The 23,928-nt window shown below is 44.5% G+C and carries 22 protein-coding genes; 16 read left to right on the top strand and 6 right to left on the bottom strand.

Going from position 1 to position 23,928, the window contains the following annotated elements; all coding sequences use genetic code 11:
• Positions 1-26: 26 nt before the first annotated feature.
• Positions 27-935 (bottom strand): RluA family pseudouridine synthase, encoded by a 909-nt coding sequence (locus CJU60_RS10490; protein WP_024120706.1) that lies wholly within the window; start codon positions 933-935, stop codon positions 27-29.
• Between the two features lie 111 nt (positions 936-1,046).
• Here CJU60_RS10490 and CJU60_RS10485 point away from each other — a divergent pair, with 111 nt between their 5' ends.
• From CJU60_RS10485 to CJU60_RS10420, 14 genes are all read left to right on the top strand, one after another.
• Positions 1,047-1,442: a YhcU family protein gene (locus tag CJU60_RS10485; RefSeq protein ID WP_024120707.1), complete on the top strand. Its 396-nt coding sequence runs from the start codon at positions 1,047-1,049 to the stop codon at positions 1,440-1,442.
• 136 nt (positions 1,443-1,578) lie between these two features.
• Entirely contained in the window at positions 1,579-2,001 is a 423-nt protein-coding gene (locus CJU60_RS10480; RefSeq protein ID WP_024120708.1) for a CBS domain-containing protein, read from the top strand.
• A gap of 122 nt (positions 2,002-2,123) precedes the next feature.
• Positions 2,124-2,786 carry an HAD family hydrolase gene (locus CJU60_RS10475; RefSeq protein WP_024120709.1) on the top strand — a complete coding sequence of 221 codons (663 nt, stop codon included), beginning with the start codon at positions 2,124-2,126 and terminating at the stop codon, positions 2,784-2,786.
• A gap of 15 nt (positions 2,787-2,801) precedes the next feature.
• A complete protein-coding gene (locus CJU60_RS10470) occupies positions 2,802-4,343 on the top strand; it encodes a bifunctional GNAT family N-acetyltransferase/carbon-nitrogen hydrolase family protein (RefSeq protein WP_024120710.1) in 1,542 nt (513 codons plus the stop codon).
• Positions 4,344-4,457: 114 nt separating this feature from the next.
• Positions 4,458-5,372, top strand: coding sequence for an AEC family transporter (locus tag CJU60_RS10465; RefSeq protein WP_095713751.1), 915 nt, complete (start codon positions 4,458-4,460; stop codon positions 5,370-5,372).
• Between the two features lie 137 nt (positions 5,373-5,509).
• Positions 5,510-6,862, top strand: coding sequence for an aspartate aminotransferase family protein (locus CJU60_RS10460; protein ID WP_095713750.1), 1,353 nt, complete (start codon positions 5,510-5,512; stop codon positions 6,860-6,862).
• 30 nt (positions 6,863-6,892) lie between these two features.
• Entirely contained in the window at positions 6,893-7,468 is a 576-nt protein-coding gene (glpP, locus tag CJU60_RS10455) for a glycerol uptake operon antiterminator GlpP (protein WP_095713749.1), read from the top strand.
• 170 nt (positions 7,469-7,638) lie between these two features.
• Entirely contained in the window at positions 7,639-8,463 is an 825-nt protein-coding gene (glpF, locus tag CJU60_RS10450) for a glycerol uptake facilitator protein GlpF (protein WP_095713748.1), read from the top strand.
• Between the two features lie 18 nt (positions 8,464-8,481).
• Positions 8,482-9,972: a glycerol kinase GlpK gene (gene glpK, locus CJU60_RS10445; RefSeq protein WP_095713747.1), complete on the top strand. Its 1,491-nt coding sequence runs from the start codon at positions 8,482-8,484 to the stop codon at positions 9,970-9,972.
• A gap of 144 nt (positions 9,973-10,116) precedes the next feature.
• On the top strand, positions 10,117-11,784 hold the full coding sequence (gene glpD, locus CJU60_RS10440; RefSeq protein ID WP_095713746.1) for a glycerol-3-phosphate dehydrogenase: 1,668 nt from the start codon (positions 10,117-10,119) through the stop codon (positions 11,782-11,784).
• Between the two features lie 133 nt (positions 11,785-11,917).
• Positions 11,918-13,663 (top strand): phospho-sugar mutase, encoded by a 1,746-nt coding sequence (locus CJU60_RS10435; protein ID WP_024120715.1) that lies wholly within the window; start codon positions 11,918-11,920, stop codon positions 13,661-13,663.
• Between the two features lie 147 nt (positions 13,664-13,810).
• On the top strand, positions 13,811-14,953 hold the full coding sequence (locus CJU60_RS10430) for a GAF domain-containing sensor histidine kinase (RefSeq protein ID WP_095713745.1): 1,143 nt from the start codon (positions 13,811-13,813) through the stop codon (positions 14,951-14,953).
• Positions 14,950-15,597: a response regulator gene (locus tag CJU60_RS10425; RefSeq protein ID WP_095713744.1), complete on the top strand. Its 648-nt coding sequence runs from the start codon at positions 14,950-14,952 to the stop codon at positions 15,595-15,597. The genes CJU60_RS10430 and CJU60_RS10425 overlap by 4 nt, the downstream gene beginning before the upstream one ends.
• Positions 15,594-16,118, top strand: a complete 525-nt coding sequence (locus tag CJU60_RS10420; RefSeq protein ID WP_024120718.1) for an NADPH-dependent FMN reductase — start codon at positions 15,594-15,596, stop codon at positions 16,116-16,118. Before CJU60_RS10425 ends, CJU60_RS10420 begins: the two co-directional genes overlap by 4 nt.
• A gap of 15 nt (positions 16,119-16,133) precedes the next feature.
• Here the strand turns inward: CJU60_RS10420 and CJU60_RS10415 are convergent, their stop codons facing one another.
• The gene (locus CJU60_RS10415; RefSeq protein ID WP_024120719.1) at positions 16,134-16,376 is read right to left on the bottom strand and encodes a YhdB family protein; all 243 of its coding nucleotides are present in this window, start codon (positions 16,374-16,376) and stop codon (positions 16,134-16,136) included.
• 201 nt (positions 16,377-16,577) lie between these two features.
• On the opposite strand from CJU60_RS10415, the gene CJU60_RS10410 reads away from it, so the two are divergent.
• Positions 16,578-16,901 (top strand): YqzG/YhdC family protein, encoded by a 324-nt coding sequence (locus CJU60_RS10410; protein WP_024120720.1) that lies wholly within the window; start codon positions 16,578-16,580, stop codon positions 16,899-16,901.
• Positions 16,902-16,943: 42 nt separating this feature from the next.
• Here CJU60_RS10410 and lytF read toward each other — a convergent pair whose 3' ends face one another.
• From lytF to CJU60_RS10395, 3 genes are all read right to left on the bottom strand, one after another.
• Positions 16,944-18,389, bottom strand: a complete 1,446-nt coding sequence (lytF, locus tag CJU60_RS10405) for a peptidoglycan endopeptidase LytF (protein ID WP_095713743.1) — start codon at positions 18,387-18,389, stop codon at positions 16,944-16,946.
• Positions 18,390-18,541: 152 nt separating this feature from the next.
• Positions 18,542-18,982, bottom strand: a complete 441-nt coding sequence (gene nsrR, locus CJU60_RS10400; protein WP_010333538.1) for a nitric oxide-sensing transcriptional repressor NsrR — start codon at positions 18,980-18,982, stop codon at positions 18,542-18,544.
• Between the two features lie 111 nt (positions 18,983-19,093).
• A complete protein-coding gene (locus tag CJU60_RS10395) occupies positions 19,094-20,626 on the bottom strand; it encodes a mechanosensitive ion channel (protein WP_095713742.1) in 1,533 nt (510 codons plus the stop codon).
• Positions 20,627-20,792: 166 nt separating this feature from the next.
• Between CJU60_RS10395 and spoVR the strand changes: the two genes are divergently transcribed.
• The gene (gene spoVR, locus CJU60_RS10390) at positions 20,793-22,199 is read left to right on the top strand and encodes a stage V sporulation protein SpoVR (protein WP_024120723.1); all 1,407 of its coding nucleotides are present in this window, start codon (positions 20,793-20,795) and stop codon (positions 22,197-22,199) included.
• A gap of 30 nt (positions 22,200-22,229) precedes the next feature.
• Here spoVR and phoA read toward each other — a convergent pair whose 3' ends face one another.
• Positions 22,230-23,606: an alkaline phosphatase PhoA gene (phoA, locus tag CJU60_RS10385; RefSeq protein WP_095713741.1), complete on the bottom strand. Its 1,377-nt coding sequence runs from the start codon at positions 23,604-23,606 to the stop codon at positions 22,230-22,232.
• Positions 23,607-23,928: the final 322 nt, after the last annotated feature.

Here is a 23,928-nt window from a genome sequence, read left to right as displayed (position 1 = left end):
GCAGGACAATCCCTGCGGCTTTTCTTTCATGATAAATACGTATGGCAAAGGCTTTCTATATCAGCGGGAAGAGGTGCTTCGGCAACGACCAGCTCTTCGGTAATCGGATGAACAGCCTGTACCTTTTTGGCATGCAGTGCCTGCCTGTTAAGAAATTGGCTCCCGCCTCCGTAAAGTGTATCCCCAGTAAGCGGATGGCCGATGCTTGCCATATGCACACGGATTTGATGTGTTCTGCCTGTTTCCAGCTCTAATTCAGCAAGCGAGAGCTGTTCTCTCGCATTGATAGCAAGGGTACGGTAATGGGTGACGGCGGCTTGTCCGCCTAGCGAAACCCGCCGTCTTGTCGGGTGTGATCTGTCTCTTCCAATCGGCGAATCGATCTTGCCTTTTTTTGGTTTCAGTTTTCCTTCAACAATTGCGAGATACGTACGCCTCAGCGTTTTTTGCTCTAGCTGCTGGTCTAAGATGGCATGCGCCAGACGGTGCTTGGCGAATACGACAGCGCCTGATGTATCCTGATCAAGACGGTGGACATGGCGCACTTTGATTGTTTCGCCATTCACCTGAAAGTGATATGCGATCAAATTGGCGAGTGTGCCGGTTTGGCCTACTTCATTGGGATGAGTGGAAATACCAGCTGGTTTATTGACGATTAACATGTGGCGGTCTTCAAATAAAATATCAAGCTCTCCATACTCAGGTATGACGGAGGACTCTTCGTTTTCCTGAAGATCAATAAAAAGGCGGTCACCCTTTTTTACGAGTATGTTGTTTTTGACAGGCTCGTGATTGACCTTTATATTGTGATAAGTCATCCATTCTTGGATAACGGGTTTAGAAGCTTTGAGCTCTGTTTTCAGCACAGAAAACAGCCATTGTCCGTCCTGTTTTTCACTGATTATCAGCTCTAGCCCTTTGCCTTTTTCTTTCATGATCAAATGGCTCCTTTTTTGCGCGAAAGGCCGCTGCTTCTCATAGGAAACACTTACCTTAGCTTTCGCGTTTTTTTCTGTGATATTCTTGAGAAAGACTTTGGATATTCGATGGCAAGAAAGGTGATAGACGTGAGAATCGTGAACGCAGCAACTGAAGAACAGGAAAGCTTTATCAAGGAACTGTCAATGGAGCTTTTCCATCATGTATTTCCTCTTTATTTCTCCGAACTGGACATTCAGCGCTTTAAAAAGAAAGGCGTTCTGTCTTTAAATAACCAATATTACCAAGGAACATTAAAAGAAGCTTTTCAAATTATGGCTTGTCTGCAAATGATACATATTATTCTGACAAAGCCTTCACCGCACGATGACTTGAGTGATCAAGCCATTTTTGATAAAAACAGCAAGATGCTGAATGATTGCGGAGTATATTTTCCGTTTGCTTTATCTGATTTTCAACCGAAAACAAACAATGCCTTTTCGGGTCACAGAAGGCTGATATAATCTGCGGCAAGAGCTTTTCCGTTTCGAGAAAAGCTCTTTTTGCATCAGAGAAATCATACCACAAAACCTTTCCTGCAACTCCCTTTTTAATCATCCGGTGTCTGAACATACTAATGATTGAAAGGGGTGCTGACCAATGAGTTCAGTTAAACATTCAATGACAACGCAGGTAGCAACCGTTTCTCCGAATCAAACGATTCAGGAAGCGGCTTCTCTGATGAAACAGCATAACGTCGGGGCGGTTCCCGTGGTAGAGCAAGGTGTTTTAAAAGGAATGCTGACTGACCGTGACATTGCATTGAGAACCACAGCTCAAGGCCGAGATGGCCAGACACCCGTTTCAGAAGTGATGTCAACAGACCTCGTATCAGGAAATCCTAATATGAGTCTGGAAGACGCGTCGCATCTGATGGCCCAGCACCAAATCCGCCGCCTTCCTATTGTAGATCAAAACAATCTAGTCGGGATCGTTGCGCTTGGAGACCTGGCTGTCAATCAGATGTCGAACGAGTCTGCTGGAGAAGCGCTGACAAACATTTCTCATCAAAACTTGCATTAATAAGAAAGAGCTTGCAATGTGCAGGCTCTTTCTTCACATAAACCCTTACTTTTTGAAAGCAGAGACGTTTCGGGGTATAGTGTATACATATGTCTCAATTCGGGCCAAAGGAGTTGTACGCAGTGATAAAAGCGTTAATTTTTGATTTTGATGGGCTTATTCTTGATACAGAAACCCATGAATATGAAGTCCTTCAGGAAATTTTTGAGGAACATGGCTCAGTTCTGCCGTTATCCGTTTGGGGCAAGGTTATCGGAACAGCGGCGGGATTTCGGCCATTTGAATACTTAGAAGAGCAGATAGGCAAAAAGCTGAACCATGAAGAGCTGACAAAACTGAGAAGAGACCGGTTTGCAAAACGCATGGAAACAGAAAAAGCGAGACCTGGTGTTGAAGCGTATCTGAATGCGGCAAAGGATTTAGGTTTAAAAGTAGGACTGGCTTCCAGCTCAGATTATAAATGGGTATCCGGCCATTTAAAGCAACTTGGCCTGTTTGACGAATTCGAAGTGATTCAGACAGCTGATGATGTAGAAGAGGTCAAGCCCAATCCCGAGCTGTATTTGTTAGCGGCAAAGAATCTTGGAGTATCGCCGTCGGAATGTCTCGCATTTGAGGATTCCGTCAATGGTTCGATTGCTGCCAAGCGAGCGGGCATGAAGTGTGTCATCGTTCCAAATCAAGTAACAGGCACCTTGATGTTTGAAGAATATGATCACAGGCTCGAATCAATGGCGGAGATGGAGCTCGCCCTATTGCTTGATCATCTGAACGCACAAAACTAGAAAGGAGCGAGTAGATTGTCTGAGAAATTAGATTTGACCCGTTTTGAAAAGAAAATGGTCATCCGTAATATCGAAGAGAAAGATATTGACAACATTATCGACCTTCAAAAGGACTGCTTTCCAGGCATGGAGCCGTGGAAGCGAGAGCATTTAATCAGCCATCTGGAGCATTTTCCGGAAGGGCAGTTTTGTGCAGAATTCGAAGGTGAAATTATCGGTTCGTGCTCAAGCCTCCTGATTAACTTTGATGAATATGATGACCGCCATACGTGGCAGGACATTACAGATGACGGATACATCACCAATCACAATCCGGATGGCTTAAACATGTACGGGATCGAGGTCATGGTGCATCCTGATTACAGACGGATGAAAATCGGCCATCGTTTGTATGAGGCAAGAAAGGATTTGGCAAGACGTTTAAATCTGAAAAGCATCATCATAGGCGGACGGATACCGAACTATCATAAATATGCTGATGAAATGACTGCGAGAGAGTATGTTGAACAGGTAACACGCCATCAAATTTACGATCCTGTCCTTTCTTTTCAGCTGATGAACGGCTTTACCCTGATGCGGATTAACCCGGATTATCTTCCGGATGATACAGCTTCAATCAAATATGCGACGCTCATGGAATGGAATAATGTCGATTATCTGCCGCAGCAGACAAAGCGTTATTATAAATCGGCCTTCCCTGTGAGAATTTGTGTCATTCAATACGAAATGAAAAAAATCTATTCCTTTGAGGAATTTGCAAATCAAGTAGAGTACTATGTCGATGTCGCATCTGACGCGAGGTCTGATTTTGCAGTGTTCCCGGAAATTTTCACAACCCAGCTGATGTCCTTCCTTGAGGAACGTTCACCAAGCTTGGCGGTACAGAGAATTACCGAGTATACTGAGGATTACATCAGTCTGTTTACAGACTTGGCTGTTAAGTATAATGTCAACATTATCGGCGGATCTCATTTTGTAGAAGAGGAAGGGAAAATTTATAATATCGCCTACCTGTTCAGACGTGATGGAACGATTGAGAAGCAATATAAACTGCATATTACGCCGAATGAACGCAAATGGTGGGGAATCAGCGCGGGCGACCAGGTACGTGTGTTTGATACGGACTGCGGGAAAATTGCGATCCAAATTTGCTATGACATTGAGTTTCCTGAGCTTGCCCGCATTGCGGCCGATAAAGGTGCAAAAATTATTTTTACGCCATTTTGTACGGAAGACCGCCAAGGCTACTTGCGTGTCAGATACTGTTCACAGGCAAGAGCAGTCGAAAATCAAATTTATACCGTCATTTCCGGAACGGTTGGAAACCTGCCGCAAACGGAAAATATGGATATCCAATATGCTCAGTCCGGCATCTTTGCCCCTTCTGATTTTGAATTCGCAAGAGACGGCATCGTTGGGGAAACCAACCCGAATATTGAAATGGTCGTCATTGGCGATGTTGACTTAGAAATTCTCAGAAGACAGCGCCAAAACGGAACAGTGCGTCAGCTCAAAGACAGACGCCGCGATATTTATCATATTCACTATAAAAAATAATGCGAAAGCCCGCCTGAATTGGCGGGCTTTTTTTAAAAAAAGCGGAATTGAAACGCTTCCGTTCTTTCTTTAAAATAGAAATAAATGTGTGTACATCGGAAAAGAAGGTGCCCTATGGAGTTTCTGCTTGTTTTAGTTCCTGTTTTCGGAATCTTCGCAATTGGTTATATCGGACAGAAAACACTCGGTTTTGATATACAGACACTGTCCAAAATGTCCTTATATTTAATGTCTCCTTTTTTGGCTTTTGATACGTTTTATTCAAACAAGCTGACGATGGACTATGTGTATCTGTCTATTTTTGTGCTGGGTCTATGCCTGGTTCTTGTGCTGTTGGTCTCCTTTTTATCCTTTTTTCATAAGTATTCGAACCAAGATCGCTGTGCCATGATTCTCTCATCAGCCTTTATGAATAACGGTAATTACGGCACGCCTGTCGTATTGCTTGTGTTTGGGACGGCGGGGCTGGATACGGCTGTTGTGTTAATGGTGCTGCAGCAGTTAATTATGAGTACTATCGGCATGTATTACGCTGCAAAGGGCGGTTCGGAGGAAGGCGGATGTAAAACGGTGATGACTCGGGTTATCCGTATGCCTGTGGCGTACGGAGCACTTTTAGGCGCAATACTTCAGCTTATGCATATTTCAATCCCTAAAGAGTTAATGACAGGCATTGAACTGGTCGGAAATGCGACGATTCCGACGATCATGATTATTCTTGGCATGCAGCTTGCGCTGATCTCTTTCAGGAATATTGAATATAGAAAAATTTCTTATTCTCTACTGCTGAAGCTTATGGTATCACCGTTAATTGCGCTGGCCTTCACATTGATTTTGCCTGTGGATGACATGACGAAGCAAATCATGATTCTCGTAGCGGCCATGCCGACCGCTGCCAATACGACCTTAATGGCCGTTCAGTTTAATACAAGGCCCGAAGTCGTTTCCAGTGCCACTTTTATCAGCACAATGCTGAGCATAGTCACTTTGCCGGTCCTGCTTTGGATGCTGCATCCTCTTTCTTCTTGATGAAAGAGGATGTTTTAATTACCCGGCGGTTTATTGACTCCTTTGTCGTCTGGCTTTATATTGAAGTCAGGGAAATCATCACCTAGACATCACATAAGAGAAGGTCTGTTTCAATTTATTTATTGAACGCTAATGAAATGGAGATGATGGGGATGGAAAACATTCAGCAAAATCAGGGATTAAAGCAAAAGGATGAGCAATTCGTGTGGCATGCTATGAAGGGAGCGCATCAAGCGGACAGTCTGATTGCCCAAAAGGCGGAAGGAGCCTGGGTGACTGATATAGACGGACGCCGCTATCTTGATGCGATGTCCGGTTTGTGGTGCGTTAATGTTGGTTACGGCAGAAAAGAGCTTGCGGAGGCTGCCTATGAACAATTAAAGGAACTGCCGTATTACCCGTTAACGCAAAGTCACGCACCTGCGATTCACTTGGCGGAGAAGCTGAATGAGTGGCTTGGCGGCGATTATGTGATTTTCTTTTCCAACAGCGGATCGGAAGCAAATGAAACCGCTTTTAAGATCGCTCGCCAGTACCATCTGGAAAACGGCGACCACAGCCGTTATAAATTCATCTCTAGATATAGAGCCTATCACGGCAATACGTTGGGAGCACTCTCTGCAACCGGCCAGGCACAGCGGAAATATAAATATGAACCGTTAAGCCAAGGATTCTTGCACGCCGCCCCGCCTGATGTCTACCGAAATCCTGAAGACGCCGATACGCTAGAGAGCGCAAATGAAATTGACCGCATCATGACATGGGAATTAAGCGAAACGATTGCCGGTGTCATTATGGAGCCCATTATTACTGGCGGAGGCATTTTAATGCCGCCGGACGGATATATGAAGAAAGTGGAGGAAATCTGCCGCCGCCACGGCGCCCTGCTGATTTGTGACGAAGTCATCTGCGGATTTGGGCGGACTGGCGAGCCGTTCGGATTTATGCACTACGGCGTGAAGCCCGATATCATTACAATGGCGAAAGGGATTACAAGCGCGTATCTGCCATTGTCAGCGACCGCAGTTAAACGGGAGATTTTTGAAGCATACCAAGGAGAAGCTCCTTATGACCGTTTCCGCCACGTCAACACATTCGGCGGCAGCCCGGCAGCCTGCGCATTGGCTTTGAAAAACCTGCAAATTATGGAGGATGAACAGCTGATTGAGCGATCCCGCGATCTCGGAGCAAAGCTTTTAGGTGAGCTTCAGTCGTTGAGAGAACACCCTGCAGTAGGAGATGTAAGGGGAAAAGGGCTGCTGGTCGGAATCGAACTTGTCAAAGATAAGCTGACTAAAGAGCCGGCTGGCGCTGACCAAGTGAACCAAGTGGTTGCGGCATGCAAAGAGAAAGGGCTGATCATCGGCAAAAACGGCGATACAGTCGCCGGATATAACAATGTCATTCAGCTCGCGCCGCCATTTTGTCTGACAGAAGAAGACCTTGCATTTATCGTAAAAACGGTGAAGGAAAGCATACTGACGATTTGATACAAAAGTGATTTGTTAAAGGAGCACACTATGAGTTTTCACAACCAGCCTATTTTACCGGCTATTCGCAATATGAAGCAATTTGATGAGTTTTTAAACAGCTCGTTTTCGTACGGCGTGATACTTGATATTCATCTCGGACAATTAAAGGGCGTGATCAGAGAGGCGCAAAAGCACGGGAAGAAGATGATGGTGCATGTCGATTTAATTCAAGGGATCAAACATGATGAATACGGAGCGGAATTTATCTGCCAGGATATCAAGCCAGCGGGGATTATCTCAACAAGATCAAACGTGATTGCAAAAGCGAAGCAAAAGAAAATCTATGCGATCCAGCGTTTGTTTCTGCTTGATACAAGCGCAATGGAAAAAAGCATGGAGTTTGTCGGCAAGCATAAGCCTGACTTCATTGAAGTGCTGCCGGGCATCGTGCCGTCACTTATTCAGGAAATTAAAGAGAAAACAGGTATCCCTATCTTTGCGGGAGGTTTCATCCGCACAGAACAAGATGTAGAACAGGCACTGAAAGCTGGTGCCGTTACTGTCACCACATCTAACACCAAATTATGGAAAAAATATGAAAACTTTTTGACAGAAAGTGATTGACACCGCTTTCATCCACTGATACAATTGCACTAGGTTAATACAATGTGATGGAGAATCCGGAGACCCACAGCAGCTCTTTACGGTAAAAGTTATACATCCGTAAAGCGGTTTGTTGTGGTTTTTTTATTCTCTATCATACTTCTTAATCGCAACCTTAGGAGGAATTATCTATGACAGCATTTTGGGGAGAACTAATCGGTACGATGCTGCTTGTTATTTTTGGCGCAGGTGTTTGTGCAGGAGTCAATTTGAAGAAATCGCTTTCATATCAATCTGGCTGGATTGTTGTTGTATTTGGATGGGGATTAGGTGTGGCAATGGCCGCTTATGCGGTCGGCGGCATCAGCGGCGCCCATCTCAATCCCGCGTTAACGATAGCATTTGCTTTTGTTGGTGATTTTCCGTGGAAAGAGGTTCCGGTTTACATTGCGGCGCAAATGATCGGAGCAATGATCGGTGCGGTGATTGTTTACCTTCATTACCTGCCGCATTGGAAGTCTACCGATGATCCCGCTGCCAAGCTGGGTGTTTTTTCAACCGGACCCAGCATTCCGCATACGTTTGCAAACGTTTTAAGTGAGGTTATTGGGACATTTGTCCTTGTGCTTGGAATTTTGGCGATTGGGGCAAATGAGTTTACAGAGGGACTTAACCCTTTAATCGTCGGTTTTCTCATCGTTGCTATCGGTATTTCTCTTGGAGGAACTACGGGATATGCAATTAATCCCGCCCGCGACTTAGGCCCGCGGATTGCCCATGCACTTCTGCCGATTCCGGGGAAAGGCTCATCAAACTGGAAGTACGCATGGGTTCCTGTTGCCGGCCCGATTTTGGGCGGATCATTCGGCGGTGTATTTTACAGCGCAGCGTTTCAGGGGCAGATTACAAGCAGTTTCTGGATTGTAAGCGTTGTATTGGTTGTGGTATTGTTAGGACTCTATGGCTATACGAAAAAACATGCAGCTAAAACACTATCAAATTCAAAATATATTTAAGCAAAGGGGAGACATCTTATGGAAACTTACATTTTATCCTTAGATCAAGGGACAACAAGTTCAAGAGCGATTCTGTTTAATAAAGAAGGCAAAATCGTTCACTCCGCTCAAAAGGAATTTACACAATACTTCCCGCATCCAGGGTGGGTTGAGCATAATGCAAATGAAATTTGGGGATCTGTCCTTGCTGTTATCGCATCAGTCATTTCTGAATCGGGAATCAGCGCTTCTCAAATTGCCGGAATCGGCATTACCAACCAAAGGGAAACAGCGGTTGTTTGGGATAAGGATACAGGAAAGCCTGTGTATAATGCGATCGTTTGGCAGTCCCGACAGACGTCTGGAATCTGCGAGGAGCTTCGTGAAAAAGGATATAATGATACATTCAGAGAGAAAACAGGCCTTTTGATAGATCCATATTTTTCTGGCACGAAGGTGAAATGGATTTTAGACAATGTGGAAGGCGCAAGAGAAAAAGCGGAAAAAGGCGAGCTGCTGTTTGGAACGATTGATACATGGCTCATTTGGAAAATGTCAGGCGGAAAAGCGCACGTGACGGATTATTCCAACGCCTCAAGAACGCTGATGTTTAATATTTACGATTTGAAATGGGACGATGAGCTGCTTGAGGTTTTAGGCGTTCCGAAATCAATGCTCCCTGAAGTGAAACCGTCCTCTCATGTGTATGCGGAGACAGTTGATTATCACTTCTTCGGAAAAAATATTCCGATTGCTGGAGCGGCAGGCGACCAGCAGTCCGCGCTGTTCGGCCAGGCGTGCTTTGAAGCAGGCATGGGGAAAAACACATACGGCACAGGATGTTTCATGCTGATGAATACAGGGGAAAAAGCAATTAAGTCGGAACACGGGCTGCTGACAACAATCGCCTGGGGCATTGACGGTAAAGTTGAATATGCTTTAGAAGGAAGTATTTTTGTCGCAGGCTCAGCCATCCAATGGCTCAGAGACGGAATGAGAATGTTCCAGGACTCTTCGCTTAGCGAATCATACGCGGAGAAAGTTGATTCAACTGACGGCGTATATGTCGTTCCGGCCTTTGTCGGCTTGGGAACGCCTTACTGGGACAGCGATGTGCGCGGTTCAGTTTTCGGCCTGACAAGAGGCACAACAAAAGAACATTTTATCCGTGCCACGCTGGAGTCATTGGCTTATCAGACGAAAGATGTGCTTGATGCAATGGAAGCGGATTCTAACATTTCATTGAAAACGCTTCGGGTGGATGGCGGCGCTGTTAAAAATAACTTTTTGATGCAGTTTCAAGGGGATATTTTGGATGTGCCTGTGGAACGACCGGAAATCAATGAAACAACTGCGCTTGGCGCGGCATATTTGGCAGGTATCGCTGTGGGGTTCTGGAAGGATCGTTCTGAAATTATTAACCAGTGGAATCTGGATAAGCGTTTTGAACCTAAATTGGAAGAAGAAAAACGAAATGAGCTGTATACAGGCTGGCAAAAAGCCGTTAAAGCAGCTATGGCTTTTAAATAAAATAAGAGTATGTTATAATGGTTACAAGTTAATAAGAACGGTCCTGAGATGAGGAGAGACCACAGCACCAAAGTGTGAACATGCACTTTGGCTGTTGTGGTCTCTTTTTCTATTTACTTACCGTGACAACAAGGAGGAAACGTAATAATGAAAAATCAATTTTCAAGTCTTGAGCGGGATCGCATGCTGACAGACATGACGAAAAAAACATATGATCTATTTATTATCGGAGGAGGAATTACAGGAGCTGGTACAGCTCTTGACGCGGCATCAAGGGGCATGAAGGTCGCACTCAGCGAAATGCAGGATTTCGCGGCTGGAACATCAAGCAGATCAACAAAATTGGTTCATGGCGGATTGCGCTATTTAAAACAATTTGAAGTGAAAATGGTCGCTGAGGTAGGGAAAGAGCGGGCGATTGTCTATGAAAACGGCCCGCACGTTACCACACCGGAATGGATGCTGCTTCCGTTTCATAAAGGCGGCACATTCGGTTCATTCACAACCTCTATCGGTTTAAGAGTTTATGACTTCTTAGCCGGCGTAAAAAAATCAGAACGCAGAAGTATGCTTTCAGCAAAAGAAACGCTGCAAAAAGAGCCTTTGGTGAAAAAAGACGGCTTAAAAGGCGGCGGCTACTATGTTGAATACCGCACTGACGATGCGAGACTGACAATCGAAGTCATGAAGGAAGCGGTCAAATTCGGGGCAGAGCCTGTGAATTATTCCAAAGTAAAAGAACTCCTTTATGAAAAAGGCAAAGCAGTCGGTGTATTAATTGAAGACGTTTTGACGAAAAAAGAATATAAAGTATACGCGAAAAAAATCGTCAATGCGACAGGCCCTTGGGTAGACCAGCTCAGAGAAAAAGACCATTCTAAAAACGGAAAGCACCTTCAGCATACAAAAGGTATTCACCTTGTATTTGACCAATCTGTCTTTCCTTTGAAACAAGCGGTATATTTCGATACACCGGACGGCCGCATGGTGTTTGCTATTCCTCGTGAAGGCAAAACATACGTGGGCACAACCGATACCGTTTACAAAGAGGCCCTGGAGCATCCGCGCATGACAACTGAGGATCGCGATTACGTCATCAATTCAATCAATTACATGTTCCCGGAACTGAATCTTAAAGCGGATGATATCGAATCAAGCTGGGCTGGTCTGCGTCCGCTCATTCATGAAGAAGGAAAGGACCCTTCCGAGATTTCACGCAAAGATGAAATTTGGACGTCAGATTCAGGCTTGATCACTATTGCCGGCGGTAAGCTGACCGGGTACAGAAAAATGGCGGAGCACATTGTCGATCTTGTTCGTGATCGATTAAAAGAGGAAGGCGAAAAGGATTTCGGCCCATGCAAAACGAAAAACATGCCGATTTCAGGCGGGCACGTCGGCGGTTCTAAAAACCTTGCATCCTTCGTGACGGCGAAAACGAAAGAAGGCATTGCGGCCGGCTTATCAGAAAAAGATGCGAAACAGCTGGCTATCAGATACGGCTCCAACGTAGAGCGTGTCTTTAATCGGGTCGAGGCACTGAAAGACGAGGCTGCGAAGCGAAATATCCCGGTTCATATCCTTGCCGAGGCAGAATACAGCATTGAAGAAGAATTGACTGCAACGCCTGCTGACTTCTTTGTCCGCAGAACGGGACGTTTATTTTTTGATATCAATTGGGTAAAAACATATAAAGACGCCGTTATTGATTTTATGAGCGAGCGATTCCAGTGGGATGAGCAGACGCAAAACAAACATACAGAAAACCTTAACAAGCTATTACACGATGCGGTTGTACCGGTCGAACAATAAAAATAACGGGCTGTCTGCAGCCCGTTTTTTCTTTTATGAGCCAGAAAGCGTCAGATCTCAAGATATCAAGTGACAGAGACGCTCTCTTCATATTAAAATAATGGCATATGGCTGATACATAGGAGGACGAATTATGACTTGGAGAAAGAGCTATGAACGCTGGAAACAGACAGAAAATTTAGATCCTGAATTAAAAAAGCTCCTCACTGAATTAGAGGGTAATGATCAGGCTCTTGAAGACTGCTTCTATAAAAACCTTGAATTCGGAACTGGGGGTATGCGCGGAGAAATTGGCGCCGGTACGAATCGGATGAATATTTACACGGTGCGCAAGGCATCAGCGGGATTTGCGGCATACATCTTGCAGCAGGGTGAGGAAGCGAAAAAACGGGGCGTTGTCATTGCGTATGATTCCCGCCATAAATCACCGGAGTTTGCGATGGAAGCGGCAAAAACGCTTGCTACACAAGGCATCCAAACGTACGTATTTGATGAGCTTCGCCCGACGCCGGAGCTGTCATTCGCTGTCAGACAACTGAACGCTTACGGAGGAATTGTTGTGACGGCTAGCCATAACCCGCCTGAATATAATGGGTACAAAGTGTACGGTGATGACGGCGGCCAGCTGCCTCCGCGGGAAGCAGACATCGTCATTGAGCAGGTAAACGCCATCGAAAATGAACTGACAATCACGGTCGACGATGAAGAAGCGTTAAGAGAAAAAGGCTTAATAGAGATCATCGGGGAAGAGATTGATAAGGTCTATACTGAAAAACTGACATCTATTTCCGTTCACCCTGAGTTATCCGGAGAAGTGGATGTGAAAGTGGTTTTCACTCCGCTGCATGGAACCGCAAACAAACCGGTCAGACGCGGGCTCGAAGCCCTTGGCTATCAAAATGTCACGGTCGTGAAGGAACAGGAACGGCCAGATCCGGACTTTTCAACTGTAACATCTCCGAACCCGGAAGAGCATGCTGCATTTGAATACGCTATTAAGCTCGGCGAAGAGCAAAATGCAGATATTCTTATTGCAACAGATCCAGATGCGGACCGCCTTGGCATTGCGGTGAAAAATGATGAAGGCAAATATACAGTGCTGACAGGAAACCAAACCGGCGCGTTGCTGCTTCATTATTTGCTTTCTGAAAAGAAAAAACAAGGAATCCTGCCTGAGAATGGCGTCGTTCTCAAAACAATCGTAACAAGTGAAATCGGCCGCGATGTCGCATCTTCATTCGGACTCGATACGATTGATACACTGACGGGCTTTAAGTTTATCGGGGAAAAGATTAAACAATACGAAGCCTCAGGCCAGTACACTTTCCAATTCGGATATGAAGAAAGCTATGGTTATTTAATCGGAGATTTCGCCCGCGACAAGGATGCCATTCAGGCCGCACTTTTGGCAGTTGAGGTTTGCGCGTTCTATAAGAAACAAGGAACGTCATTATACGAAGCGTTAATGAATATCTTCAAAGAATATGGTTTTTACCGTGAAGGGCTGAAATCACTGACGCTGAAAGGAAAACAGGGAGCGGAGCAGATTGAAGCGATTCTTGCTTCCTTCAGACAAAATCCGCCGCAAACAATGGCCGGTAAACAGGTTGTCTCAGCAGAGGATTACGCTGTAAGCAAACGGATGGTTTTGACGGAAAATAAAGAAGAAGCCATCGACCTGCCAAAATCAAATGTATTGAAATATTTCTTGGAAGACGGATCTTGGTTCTGCCTCCGTCCTTCTGGTACTGAGCCGAAGGTCAAATTTTATTTCGCCGTAAAAGGAACATCCCTACAAGACAGTGAACAGCGTCTTGCCGCACTTTCTGACGATGTCATGAAGACAGTTGACGAAATTGTCGAAGCAACAGCAAAGTAATTCTAAAAAAGCTGGATCACATTGCGTGATCCAGCTTTTTTCTATTTCTCATCCAAAAGTCTGAAAGAAAATCATCCTTCATGTGAAGTAACAATATTCAAAAAACTGGTATAATCTTAGATAATAACCATAGCCGGAGTGAGAGACGTGACCAAACCGAGGGTGGAAAAATTAAGAACGCTGAAAACCATTGCCGAGACTTTGAATCAAGGACACGATGTCAAAGCAACGCTGAATGAAGTTTTAAAAGAATTGCTGAGCTTAACGAATCTTCAGTCTGGATGGATCTTTCTCATTGAAGAGGACGGTTCCTATACGTTAGCAGCAGACGCATACCTGCCGCCTGCTTTAAGCCGCAGGGAAAAAGTGCTGATGTGTGAAGGGGAGTGCTATTGCCTGACGAAATTCAATAACGGCGGACTTAGAAAAGCAGCCAATATTATGAACTGTAAACGCATAGAATCAGCTGAAAAGCTGCATTGTTTTGACACAGAAGGGATTACGCATCATGCAACCGTTCCCTTAGAAGATGGAGACAGACGGTTTGGTTTATTAAATGTGGCGGCGGCTGGAAAGACACTTTTTGATGAGGAGGAGCTTCATTTGCTGGAGGCGGTTGCTTTTCAGATCGGAACGGCGATACAGCGGATGAGACTTGCTGAATACAAACAAAAAAACGCTCTTTTAATGGAGCGGAACCGTCTCGCTCAGGAGCTGCATGATTCAGTCAACCAGATGCTGTTTTCCGTCAGTTTAACAGCAAAAGCGGCAAAGACATTAACACAAGAAGAGACCCTGCAGCAAATGATTGATTTTATTCAAACGTTAACGCAGGACGCGCTGGCTGAAATGAAGTCCTTAATCTGGCAGCTTCGTCCCGGAGGATTGGAAAAAGGGCTGGCTGAAGCCATTAAAAGCTACGGCACTCTGATCGGATTGAATGTCGTCTTTACACAAAAAGGATGTCCGGCCCTTCGTGATGAAGAGGAGCATATGCTGTGGCGTGTCGTGCAAGAAGCCCTCAATAATTGCAAAAAGCATGCCGGGACTGATACAGCGTATGTCAGAATTACTGCTTCTTCGTCCTATGCAGAACTGGATATTATTGATCATGGGGCAGGGTTTCGTTATGAAGCGCACGACGGACTGCCTTCACTTGGCATCAAAGGAATGAAAGAGCGGGCAGAAAAAGCCGGCGCGGAATTTTTCATTGAGTCAGAGCTTGGAGCTGGCACGAAGCTGTCTGTCAGGCTTCCGCTTACCAATCAGAAAGGAAGGACAGTGAGATGAGAATTGTAATAGCGGATGATCACCATGTTGTCCGGAAGGGGCTTCGTTTTTTCTTTGCCACCAAGAACGACATTGAAGTTGTCGGAGAAGCGGCAAGCGGAATTGAGGCTCTCCGTGTCATCGAAGAAACAAAGCCTGATCTCGTTCTGATGGATCTGTCGATGCCGGATATGGATGGAATAGCAGCAACAAAAAAAGCAGTACAGCAATTTCCCGGTGTCCATATCGTCGTGCTGACGAGCTACTCTGATCAGGAGCATGTAATCCCTGCGCTTCAGGCAGGAGCGAAGGCGTATCAGCTAAAGGATACGGAGCCGGAGGAATTGGTGAAAACACTGAGACAGGTTGATTCAGGCGAATATATGCTGTCTTCAGCTATTATGCCCCATGTCCTGACACATATGAAAAAACAGAATGAACCGGAAAAAGAAAAATTTTATCAATTAACCCGGCGGGAAAGAGATGTGCTAAACGAAATTGCTTGCGGAAAAAGCAATAAAGAAATCGCAGCATCGTTGTTTATTTCAGAAAAAACAGTAAAAACCCATGTGTCTAATCTTTTAGCAAAGCTTGAGCTGGCGGACCGTACACAAGCAGCGCTTTTTGCAGTGAAATACAACCTGAATGGAGAGACCACAAAGTGAACATATTAGTGATTAGCGGCTCGCCGAGAACACATGGCAGGACAAGAATTGCGGCAGCCTATATTTCATCTGTGTATCAAACGGATTTGATTGATTTGAGCGAATTTATATTGCCGTTATTTAACGGTGAAGCCGAACAGGCCGAGCTTATGCGGGTACAAGAGCTGAAGCAGCGCGTCAGCAAAGCGGATGCGATTGTATTACTATCTCCTGAATATCACAGCGGCATGAGCGGCGCTTTAAAAAATGCACTGGATTTTTTAAGCAGCGAACAATTTAAATATAAGCCAGTAGCTCTTTTGGCAGCAGCAGGCGGCGGAAAAGGCGGAATCAATGCGCTGAACAATATGAGAACCGTGATGCGGGGCTTATATGCCAATGCTATTCCGAGGCAGCTTGTGCTTGATCCGGTAACGATTGATGTGGAAAACGCAACAGTAACGGAACACATGGCGGCCAGCATAAAAGAGCTGATGGAAGAATTGCACATGTTCGCAAATGCAGGAACCCCCGGCGTCTAAACACCGGGGGTTTTTTTATGTGAGAAGCGCTAATTGATCCTCATATGTCAGCTCAGTGGCATGGTCAATATAGCGGAGAAGAGAATACAGCACCTTTTCTAATACAGCATAATCCTGTTCAAAATGGTATGCATGCAAAAAATGCTCAATTCGTTTTGATAACAAATCATCCTCTGTCCGCACCATTAAAATTAATAAATTATCCCATTGGGAACGATGGGTGTAATACAATGCTTTGTCGTAATCAGCATAATCCATATCAATCGCTTCTCCTTTCCTGTGTGAGAAGTTCAGGATTAGTTTATGCCGCATCAGCTGTTATTGACGGGGCAAAACTTGGCGTCTGCGTCAGAACTGGGGTAGCAATATGAGGGAGACATAAAATGAAAATGTCTGAATGAAGCAAGCGGTTTTGGAAAACCTAAGATGAAAATAATCTGGGTACAGGAGACTGAAAACATGAAATCTCTGCCGTATGCCATTGCGCTTCTGTTTTGCGGTTTCATCATCTTATCGATGGCTGCAAAAGGGCATTCAGAAAACATGAACGAGTCTGTTCAAAAGTGGGAACAGCTCGCTTGGAGTAAAATTCAAGATGAATATAAAGGGGCTTCTTTTTCCGATTACGCTTATATGGGGCGGACCGAGGTGAATGACCAGCAGACAAAGGATGTCTTTCGGGTGACCGTCAAACAGAATGATGAAACATTTTCCGTGCGTGCGGAGGTTTATTTTCACCCTGTGACAAAACATATGATCAGCATCAATGTGTTTCGTCTTTAAAAACAAAACTGTACAGCCGACAAAGGCCATACAGTTTTGTTTTTAGAAATAACGCTTTGCTCCGAGGTAGCGCTGTTTCCAGTATGAGTTGTTCATATTTGAAATGACAACCCCTGAGTCGTTGGCATTAATGAATTCCCCGTTTCCGAGGTAAATTCCGACATGAGAAGGGCCGGCTTTGTATGTCGAAAAGAAGACAAAGTCTCCGACTGCAGGCTGGCTGACAGATTTCATGGTGTTCCAGTAGCCGGCCGCCGTTAATCTGGACACAGATGTCACTTTGTTTAGCGCATAGTAAATGAATCCGCTGCAGTCAAATCCGGCCGGTGTCGTTCCTCCCCAGCGATATGGAACGCCAAGCTGCTCCTTAGCGGCCGCGATCATTTTGTTAATCTTCGCGCTTGTTGAGATCGTGCTGCCTGAAGATCCGGAACTTGAATTTGAAGATGAAGCTTTGCCTGTAATCGTGAGCTTCTGGCCGATTTGTAAGACATCGTTTTTCAAGTTGTTTTTCTCCCGGATCTGCTGGGCTGTCACATTGAACTTTTGAGCGATCACCCATAAGGAATCCCCGCTCTTCACCGTATATGTAGTCGTCGTTGTGCCGGAGCTTGAATTTGACGAAGACGGTGTTGTTGATGTGCCGGAACTTGATTTGCCGGTCAGCTTCAGCACTTGTCCGACGTACAGAACGTCTGATTTCAGATTGTTGCTGTTTCGGATTTGCTGTACAGTCAGGTTATATTTGTTTGCGATCTTCCAAAGTGAGTCTCCGCTTTTTACGGTGTACTTCGTTGTTGCTGATGCTGATTGATTCGATTTGGATGAATTGTCTTTGGATGACGAATTAGAACCCGCTGATTTTGTTTTTAACACTTGATTCACATAAATGGTATCTGATTTTAAATTGTTCAATACCTTCAATTCAGCGATGGACATATTGACTTTGTTCGCGATTTTCCAAAGCGAATCACCTAGCTGCACTTTGTAAGTGCCAGTCGAAGCTGAAGAGCTTGAGCTCGATTTAGATGATTTAGAGCTGCTTGAAGTGCCGGAACTGGAATTTGAAGAAACCTTTCCGGATACTTTTAATTTTTGCCCTGCACGAATCATGTCGCTGCTCAATCCGTTTAACTTTTTCAGTTCCAGTACCGACATCTTAAACTCATTGGCAATCAGCCATAGTGAATCGCCGCTTTTCACTGTGTAAACAGAATTTCCGCTCTTCTTTGCTGTTGAGCCTGAAGAAGATGATGAAGTGCCGGAATTGCTGCCTGGGATGGTAAGCGTCTGGCCGATTGACAGGACGGTAGTCGAAAGATGGTTGGCGGATGTGATGGCCGCTACACTTGTGTTGTAGTTTTGCGCCAGCTTCCATAAGGAATCTCCGCTTTTGACTTTAATCGTTGCTGCTTCAGCGGGTGTAATCGCTAGTGTTGTGCTGACAATCGCGGATGCTGTCAGCCCTGCTGCTAATTTCTTTTTCATCTGAGCTCTCCTTTTTCCCCCAATGATTTTGAATATGCTGTTTCTTTTTTATATCGGCAGATTCAACTCATCGTTTTGCCTTTTTTTAAAATCAGTCATATTATCTTAACAGAAAGCAGGAAAAAGGGCATAAAAAAAGAAGGAATCATCAACTATTCCTTCATTTTCAAAAGCTGCATAATTTCCTCTTTGTTTTTGACAAGGTCTCGCAGCGTATATTTGTTTAAAACGGCAAGATAGGCCATAAGCGCTTCATTAAGCACGTGTTTTAAGCCGCACACTGGAGAAATAATGCAGAGATTTCTATTCGCATCAAAACATTCAACAATATTAAAATCGTCTTCTGTTTTTCTGACGACCTCTCCAATATTAATGTCTTCAGGATCCATGCCTAAACGTATGCCGCCTCCACGTCCGCGTATCGTTTCTACATATCCGAGCTGACCGAGCCTGTATATGACTTTCATGAGATGATTTTTTGAAATAGAATACGTTTCGGCGATCTGTTTTATATTTGAAAGTTCTCCGGGACGTTCTGCAGCAAGAAAAATCAAAACTCGTAATGAATAATCTGTATAATTTGTTAACTTCATATTAAGACCTCGGAATAAGACATTTTCTATATCTTATCATAATCTATTATAAAATGAAAAAAAAGGAATTTCCCTAAAAAAGCGTGCACCCTGCTGGGCACACGCTTTTTTTTAATTCATGTCATTGGAAGGATTTTGTTTTGAACGGTTTTTCGTATCAACCTCGGTGTTTTGAATTTTGCGTTCGAATTTAGAAAGATAACGTGAAGCAAAATCCTTTCCGCCAAGACCGAATGATAAACCGAATGCAAGTGCGAATCCGCCAAGCACGATGATAAATGCGGAATTGACAATTGTGTCAGCGACTCCGAGCTGATCTAGTGCCATAAAGAAAGCCAGTGCGATGATTGTATACTTTGCAATCGCAGCTAAAGATTTGAACTCCTGACCTTTGATCATGCTGGCCAGTACCTTGCGCACCAATTCTCCGGCGTAAAGGCCGATTCCGAGGATAAATACTGCGACAAGGACATTCGGCAGATACGCGATGATGCCTCCTGCGATCTCAACGAGTAAATGCAGCTGAACAATTTGCAGCGCCTCGGCTGTAAACAGCAGGATCACAATGATTTGCGCAATCATACCGACAACTTGGGAGAGTGACAGCTTTGCGGATGCGCCAGGCTCTACGCCCATTTTTCCTAATAAAGAATCAAAGCCTGCACGGCGGAGCAGTCCGGACACCATTGTGTTTACCCATTTTCCGGCCCATATACCGGCTAAAATCAGTACGATGGCGATAATGATATTCGGAAGCATGTTTAAGATGGTATTGAGCATAGAGACGGCTGGCTGAGAAATGCCGGCGACATCAAGACGATCAAGCGCTGAAATGACAACCGGAATTAAAATCAGCACATAAGCAATGGTTCCGATGACAGCTGAAAGGCTTGTATCCTTTAAGTAAATGGATAATCCCATACGAGCAGCGAATCTTTCTGTACCGATGCTTGCTAGGAAATTTGTGATGATGTCACGGACCAGGCGGGCGATGAGCCAGCCGATTAAAACGATCAGCGCCGCAGCGAATAATTTCGGCAGAAAAGCGAGTACGCTTTCCATCATATTTGTAAACGGGCCTGAAATTCCGCTGATATTCAGTGAAGATAAGACTCCCGGCAAGAATATGAGCAGCACGAGGTAAAAGACAATTTGTGAAGCGGCGTTAACTGCCTGGTGAATATCTTTCCCTTCAGATACCAAGTTCCATTTGCGCAGTTTTTCGCTCGTGTTCAGCTTCATCCCGATTTTTTTGACAAGAAAGCTTAACACAGAAGCTGCCGCCCAGCCTAACAGCAGAATCAATCCGGCCTTCAGCACGCTCGGAACAGCTGCTGCAATAGCAGAAAGCATGCTGACAAAAGGCGAAGCCACTGTTGTCAGGTGCAAAATGTTAAAGAATAAAATAAAGACGATAATCAAAGCAATAAAATAAACGACCTTGCTTACGATTTTTTCCGATGAATAGCGTGACGGCTTTTTCTCAGCAAAGATCTTGTCGTCGATTTTTGTTTTTCTGAGCCCTTTGTACACCGCTTTTTCAATGATTTTGGCGATAGCCCATCCGATTAATAAGACAAGCAAAGCAATGATGAGGTTTGGCAATTTACTGAGATAAGAAGAAAACATGTCTGCTGCATTCAATTGGTATCGCTCCTTTTTTTCGTAATATGGTCTGTTTTTACCCACTGACACATTTGGCAAACAGGCCAATGTGCAGGGCGAGTTTTTTTTAGGCAAAAATGTGACTTATCATCTTTTATCAGGCGGGCTCATACATTATAGATAAGTCCAAGTAGGGGGGATTCGGTTGAACGCGGAGGAGAAAAAGGGATTACAGCGGGCAATTGAGGAAATTACCGAAGTTGCAAAAGGATTCGGCCTTGATTTCTATCCGATGAGATATGAAATCTGCCCGGCTGAAATTATTTATACATTCGGCGCGTACGGGATGCCGACAAGATTCAGCCACTGGAGCTTCGGGAAACAGTTTCACAAAATGAAACTGCATTATGACCTTGGATTAAGCAAAATTTATGAGCTTGTCATTAACTCAGACCCATGCTACGCCTTTTTGCTGGACAGCAATTCACTGATTCAAAATAAATTGATTGTCGCCCATGTTCTCGCCCACTGTGACTTTTTCAAAAACAACTGCCGCTTCCAAAACACGAAGCGTGACATGGTGGAAAGCATGGCGGCAACGGCGGAGCGGATTAAGTATTATGAACGGATTCACGGAATAAAGGAAGTGGAGGCCTTTTTAGACGCGATCCTTTCAATCCAGGAGCATATCGATCCTTCTTTGGTGCGTCCGAAGCTCCAGTGGAGTGTGGATGATGAGGAAGAAGAGTTTGAGGAAATGGCTACGCCGTACGATGATCTATGGAATTTAGATGGAAAGAAACCGAGAAAACAACTGAAAAAATCAAAAAAACCTTTCCCGCCGCGGCCCGAGAAAGATATTCTGCTTTTTATTGAAGAGCATTCAAGGGAACTTGAGCCGTGGCAGCGTGATATTTTGACGATGATGAGAGAAGAAATGCTTTATTTTTGGCCTCAGCTGGAAACAAAAATTATGAATGAAGGATGGGCTTCATACTGGCATCAAAGAATTATCCGGGAGCTTGATTTAACCTCTGATGAAGCGATAGAGTTCGCCAAGCTGAATGCCGGGGTTGTCCAGCCGTCAAAAACGGGAATCAACCCTTATTATTTGGGACTGAAGATTTTTGAAGATATTGAGGAACGGTATAACAATCCGACTGAGGAAATGAAGAAAATGGGCGTCAAGCCGAACTCAGGCCGGGAGAAAATGTTTGAGGTCAGAGAGATTGAATCAGATATCTCATTCATCCGCAATTATTTAACAAAAGATTTAGTGATGCGCGAGGATCTTTACCTGTTCCAAAAGCAGGGCAGAGACTACAAAATCGTCGATAAAGAGTGGGAGGCTGTCCGCGATCAGCTTGTGAGCATGCGGGTAAACGGAGGATTTCCGTATTTGACAGTAAACGAAGGCGATTATCTGAAAAATAACGAGCTCTTAATTAAGCATTGGTATGAGGGCATAGAACTGGATTTGAAATACTTGGAGAAAGTACTTCCTTATTTATACCAGCTGTGGGGAAGAAGCGTGCATATCGAATCTGTGCTGGAGGATAAGCAAGTGATGTTTTCGTATGACGGAAAAGGGGTTCACCGCAGGTATTTATAAGAAAAAAGGATGCAGTGTTCTGCATCCTTTTTATTTTCCTGTTTTCAAAATGTTAAATATGATTTTTGCCTGGTCGGTATTGTTGATCAGTCCGCTGAATTTCTCTTTTCCGGGGCCGTACGCGTATACCGGTACTTCTTCACCGGTATGATCGGTACTGGTCCAGCCGCTGTTAGAGCGGGTGTTGAAAATCTTGATGATGGCTTTGTAGGCGCCTTTGCTTTTGTCAGCCTGTGAAGCGGCTTCAATACTTTTCATTTCTTCACGTGTGAAATCCAGATCTGTATAGCGGGCGAGCACATCTTTGACCGGTTTGCCTTCGCTGATTTTTTTGGCCATAAACTCAGGTGTTTTTTTCGCGGCCAAAATCGGCTCCGCATGCCAATTTTTTTCGCCGTTTGCACCGATGGTAAATCCGCCTGTCGTATGATCAGCAGCTGCAATCACAAGCGTATGTTTATCTTTTTTCGCAAATTCAATAGCGGCTTTATAGGCCTGTTCAAAATCCTTAACCTCGCTCATGGCTCCGACAGTATCATTGTCGTGAGCGGCCCAGTCAATTTGGCTGCCTTCAACCATCAAGAAAAATCCTTTTTTATTTTGATTCAGCCGGTCAATTGCTGAAACAGTCATATCTTTCAGGGATGGGGTTTTGCTGTCGCGGTCGAGCGCTTTAGCAAGCCCTCCGTCTGCAAAAAGCCCGAGCACCTGCTGATCTTTATTTTTCTTCAGCGCTTGTTTTGTTGTCACATAGCTGTAGCCCGCTTGTTTAAATTCTTTCGTTACATTTCTGTCCTTGCGGGTAAAGTAGGATTTTCCGCCGCCAAGCAAAACGTCAATTTTTTGTTTGCCTTTTATTTTATCATCCATATAGCTGTTGGCGATTTGGTCCATGTTTTTCCGCGATTCATTGTGGGCGCCGTATGCTGCGGGTGTGGCGTGGTTAATTTCAGACGTTGCGACAAGCCCAGTCGATTTGCCTTGCTGTTTGGCTTCTTCGAGCACAGATTTTACTTTTTTTCCGTTTTTATCGACACCAATTGCATTGTTATATGTCTTAACGCCTGTCGCTAATGCTGTTCCGGCGGCTGCTGAATCTGTAATATTATAGTCAGGGTCATCCGGGTGCGTCATCATCATGCCTGTCAGGTTCCGGTCAAATTCAGTTAACTTTGGGTTGTTCGGTGTTTCACCGTTATTTTTCATGGAACGGTAGGCATTTATGTATGATGCTCCCATGCCGTCCCCAATCATCACAATGACATTTCTGATCTCATCTTTGTTTTGTTTTTTGGCGCTTGCTTTTTCGGTCTGCTGCAGCTCTGCACCGGCGAATATACCGGCTGTAAGCACGGAAACAGCTGCGACTGGCAGCAATTTTGATTTCATTTTTTGAAACAGACTCATTTTTTTGCAGGCCTCCTTTAATTTGTTCTGCTTATTACGATAGGGAATGTTTGTTAAGTGCGGCTGTTGATCCTGTAAACATTAGGTAAATGATTGTGATGAATATAAATTGTCTGTGTCCGTTATCTTGCCTTTCTTTCATCAAAGCATTCATTTTTCCGGAAAAATCTTTACCTCATGGTTTATGCGTGATATGGTTGTTTAAATAAAAAAACTGCAATTGCCCGCAGTTTTTATCGAAACCTATAAGTTCCACATTCTTTCGCTATGTCATAAATCCCCAAAACCATCTTCAATTATTTCCTAAATGTTGATAAACCGC

The organism is Bacillus sp. 7705b (genome assembly GCF_002289525.1).
Classification (GTDB): Bacteria; Bacillota; Bacilli; order Bacillales; family Bacillaceae; genus Bacillus; species Bacillus halotolerans.
Note: the sequence above shows the minus strand (reverse complement) of the source record. Positions and strands in the feature narration are given on the sequence as shown.

Coding starts and splice junctions, on each gene's coding strand:
- CJU60_RS10490 (WP_024120706.1), bottom strand. CDS start 935: ATGAAAGAAAAAGGCAAAGGGCTAGAGCTGATAATCAGTGAAAAACAG.
- CJU60_RS10485 (WP_024120707.1), top strand. CDS start 1,047: ATGGCAAGAAAGGTGATAGACGTGAGAATCGTGAACGCAGCAACTGAA.
- CJU60_RS10480 (WP_024120708.1), top strand. CDS start 1,579: ATGAGTTCAGTTAAACATTCAATGACAACGCAGGTAGCAACCGTTTCT.
- CJU60_RS10465 (WP_095713751.1), top strand. CDS start 4,458: ATGGAGTTTCTGCTTGTTTTAGTTCCTGTTTTCGGAATCTTCGCAATT.
- CJU60_RS10460 (WP_095713750.1), top strand. CDS start 5,510: ATGGAGATGATGGGGATGGAAAACATTCAGCAAAATCAGGGATTAAAG.
- glpP (WP_095713749.1), top strand. CDS start 6,893: ATGAGTTTTCACAACCAGCCTATTTTACCGGCTATTCGCAATATGAAG.
- glpF (WP_095713748.1), top strand. CDS start 7,639: ATGACAGCATTTTGGGGAGAACTAATCGGTACGATGCTGCTTGTTATT.
- glpK (WP_095713747.1), top strand. CDS start 8,482: ATGGAAACTTACATTTTATCCTTAGATCAAGGGACAACAAGTTCAAGA.
- CJU60_RS10435 (WP_024120715.1), top strand. CDS start 11,918: ATGACTTGGAGAAAGAGCTATGAACGCTGGAAACAGACAGAAAATTTA.
- CJU60_RS10425 (WP_095713744.1), top strand. CDS start 14,950: ATGAGAATTGTAATAGCGGATGATCACCATGTTGTCCGGAAGGGGCTT.
- CJU60_RS10415 (WP_024120719.1), bottom strand. CDS start 16,376: ATGGATTATGCTGATTACGACAAAGCATTGTATTACACCCATCGTTCC.
- CJU60_RS10410 (WP_024120720.1), top strand. CDS start 16,578: ATGAAATCTCTGCCGTATGCCATTGCGCTTCTGTTTTGCGGTTTCATC.
- lytF (WP_095713743.1), bottom strand. CDS start 18,389: ATGAAAAAGAAATTAGCAGCAGGGCTGACAGCATCCGCGATTGTCAGC.
- nsrR (WP_010333538.1), bottom strand. CDS start 18,982: ATGAAGTTAACAAATTATACAGATTATTCATTACGAGTTTTGATTTTT.
- phoA (WP_095713741.1), bottom strand. CDS start 23,606: ATGAGTCTGTTTCAAAAAATGAAATCAAAATTGCTGCCAGTCGCAGCT.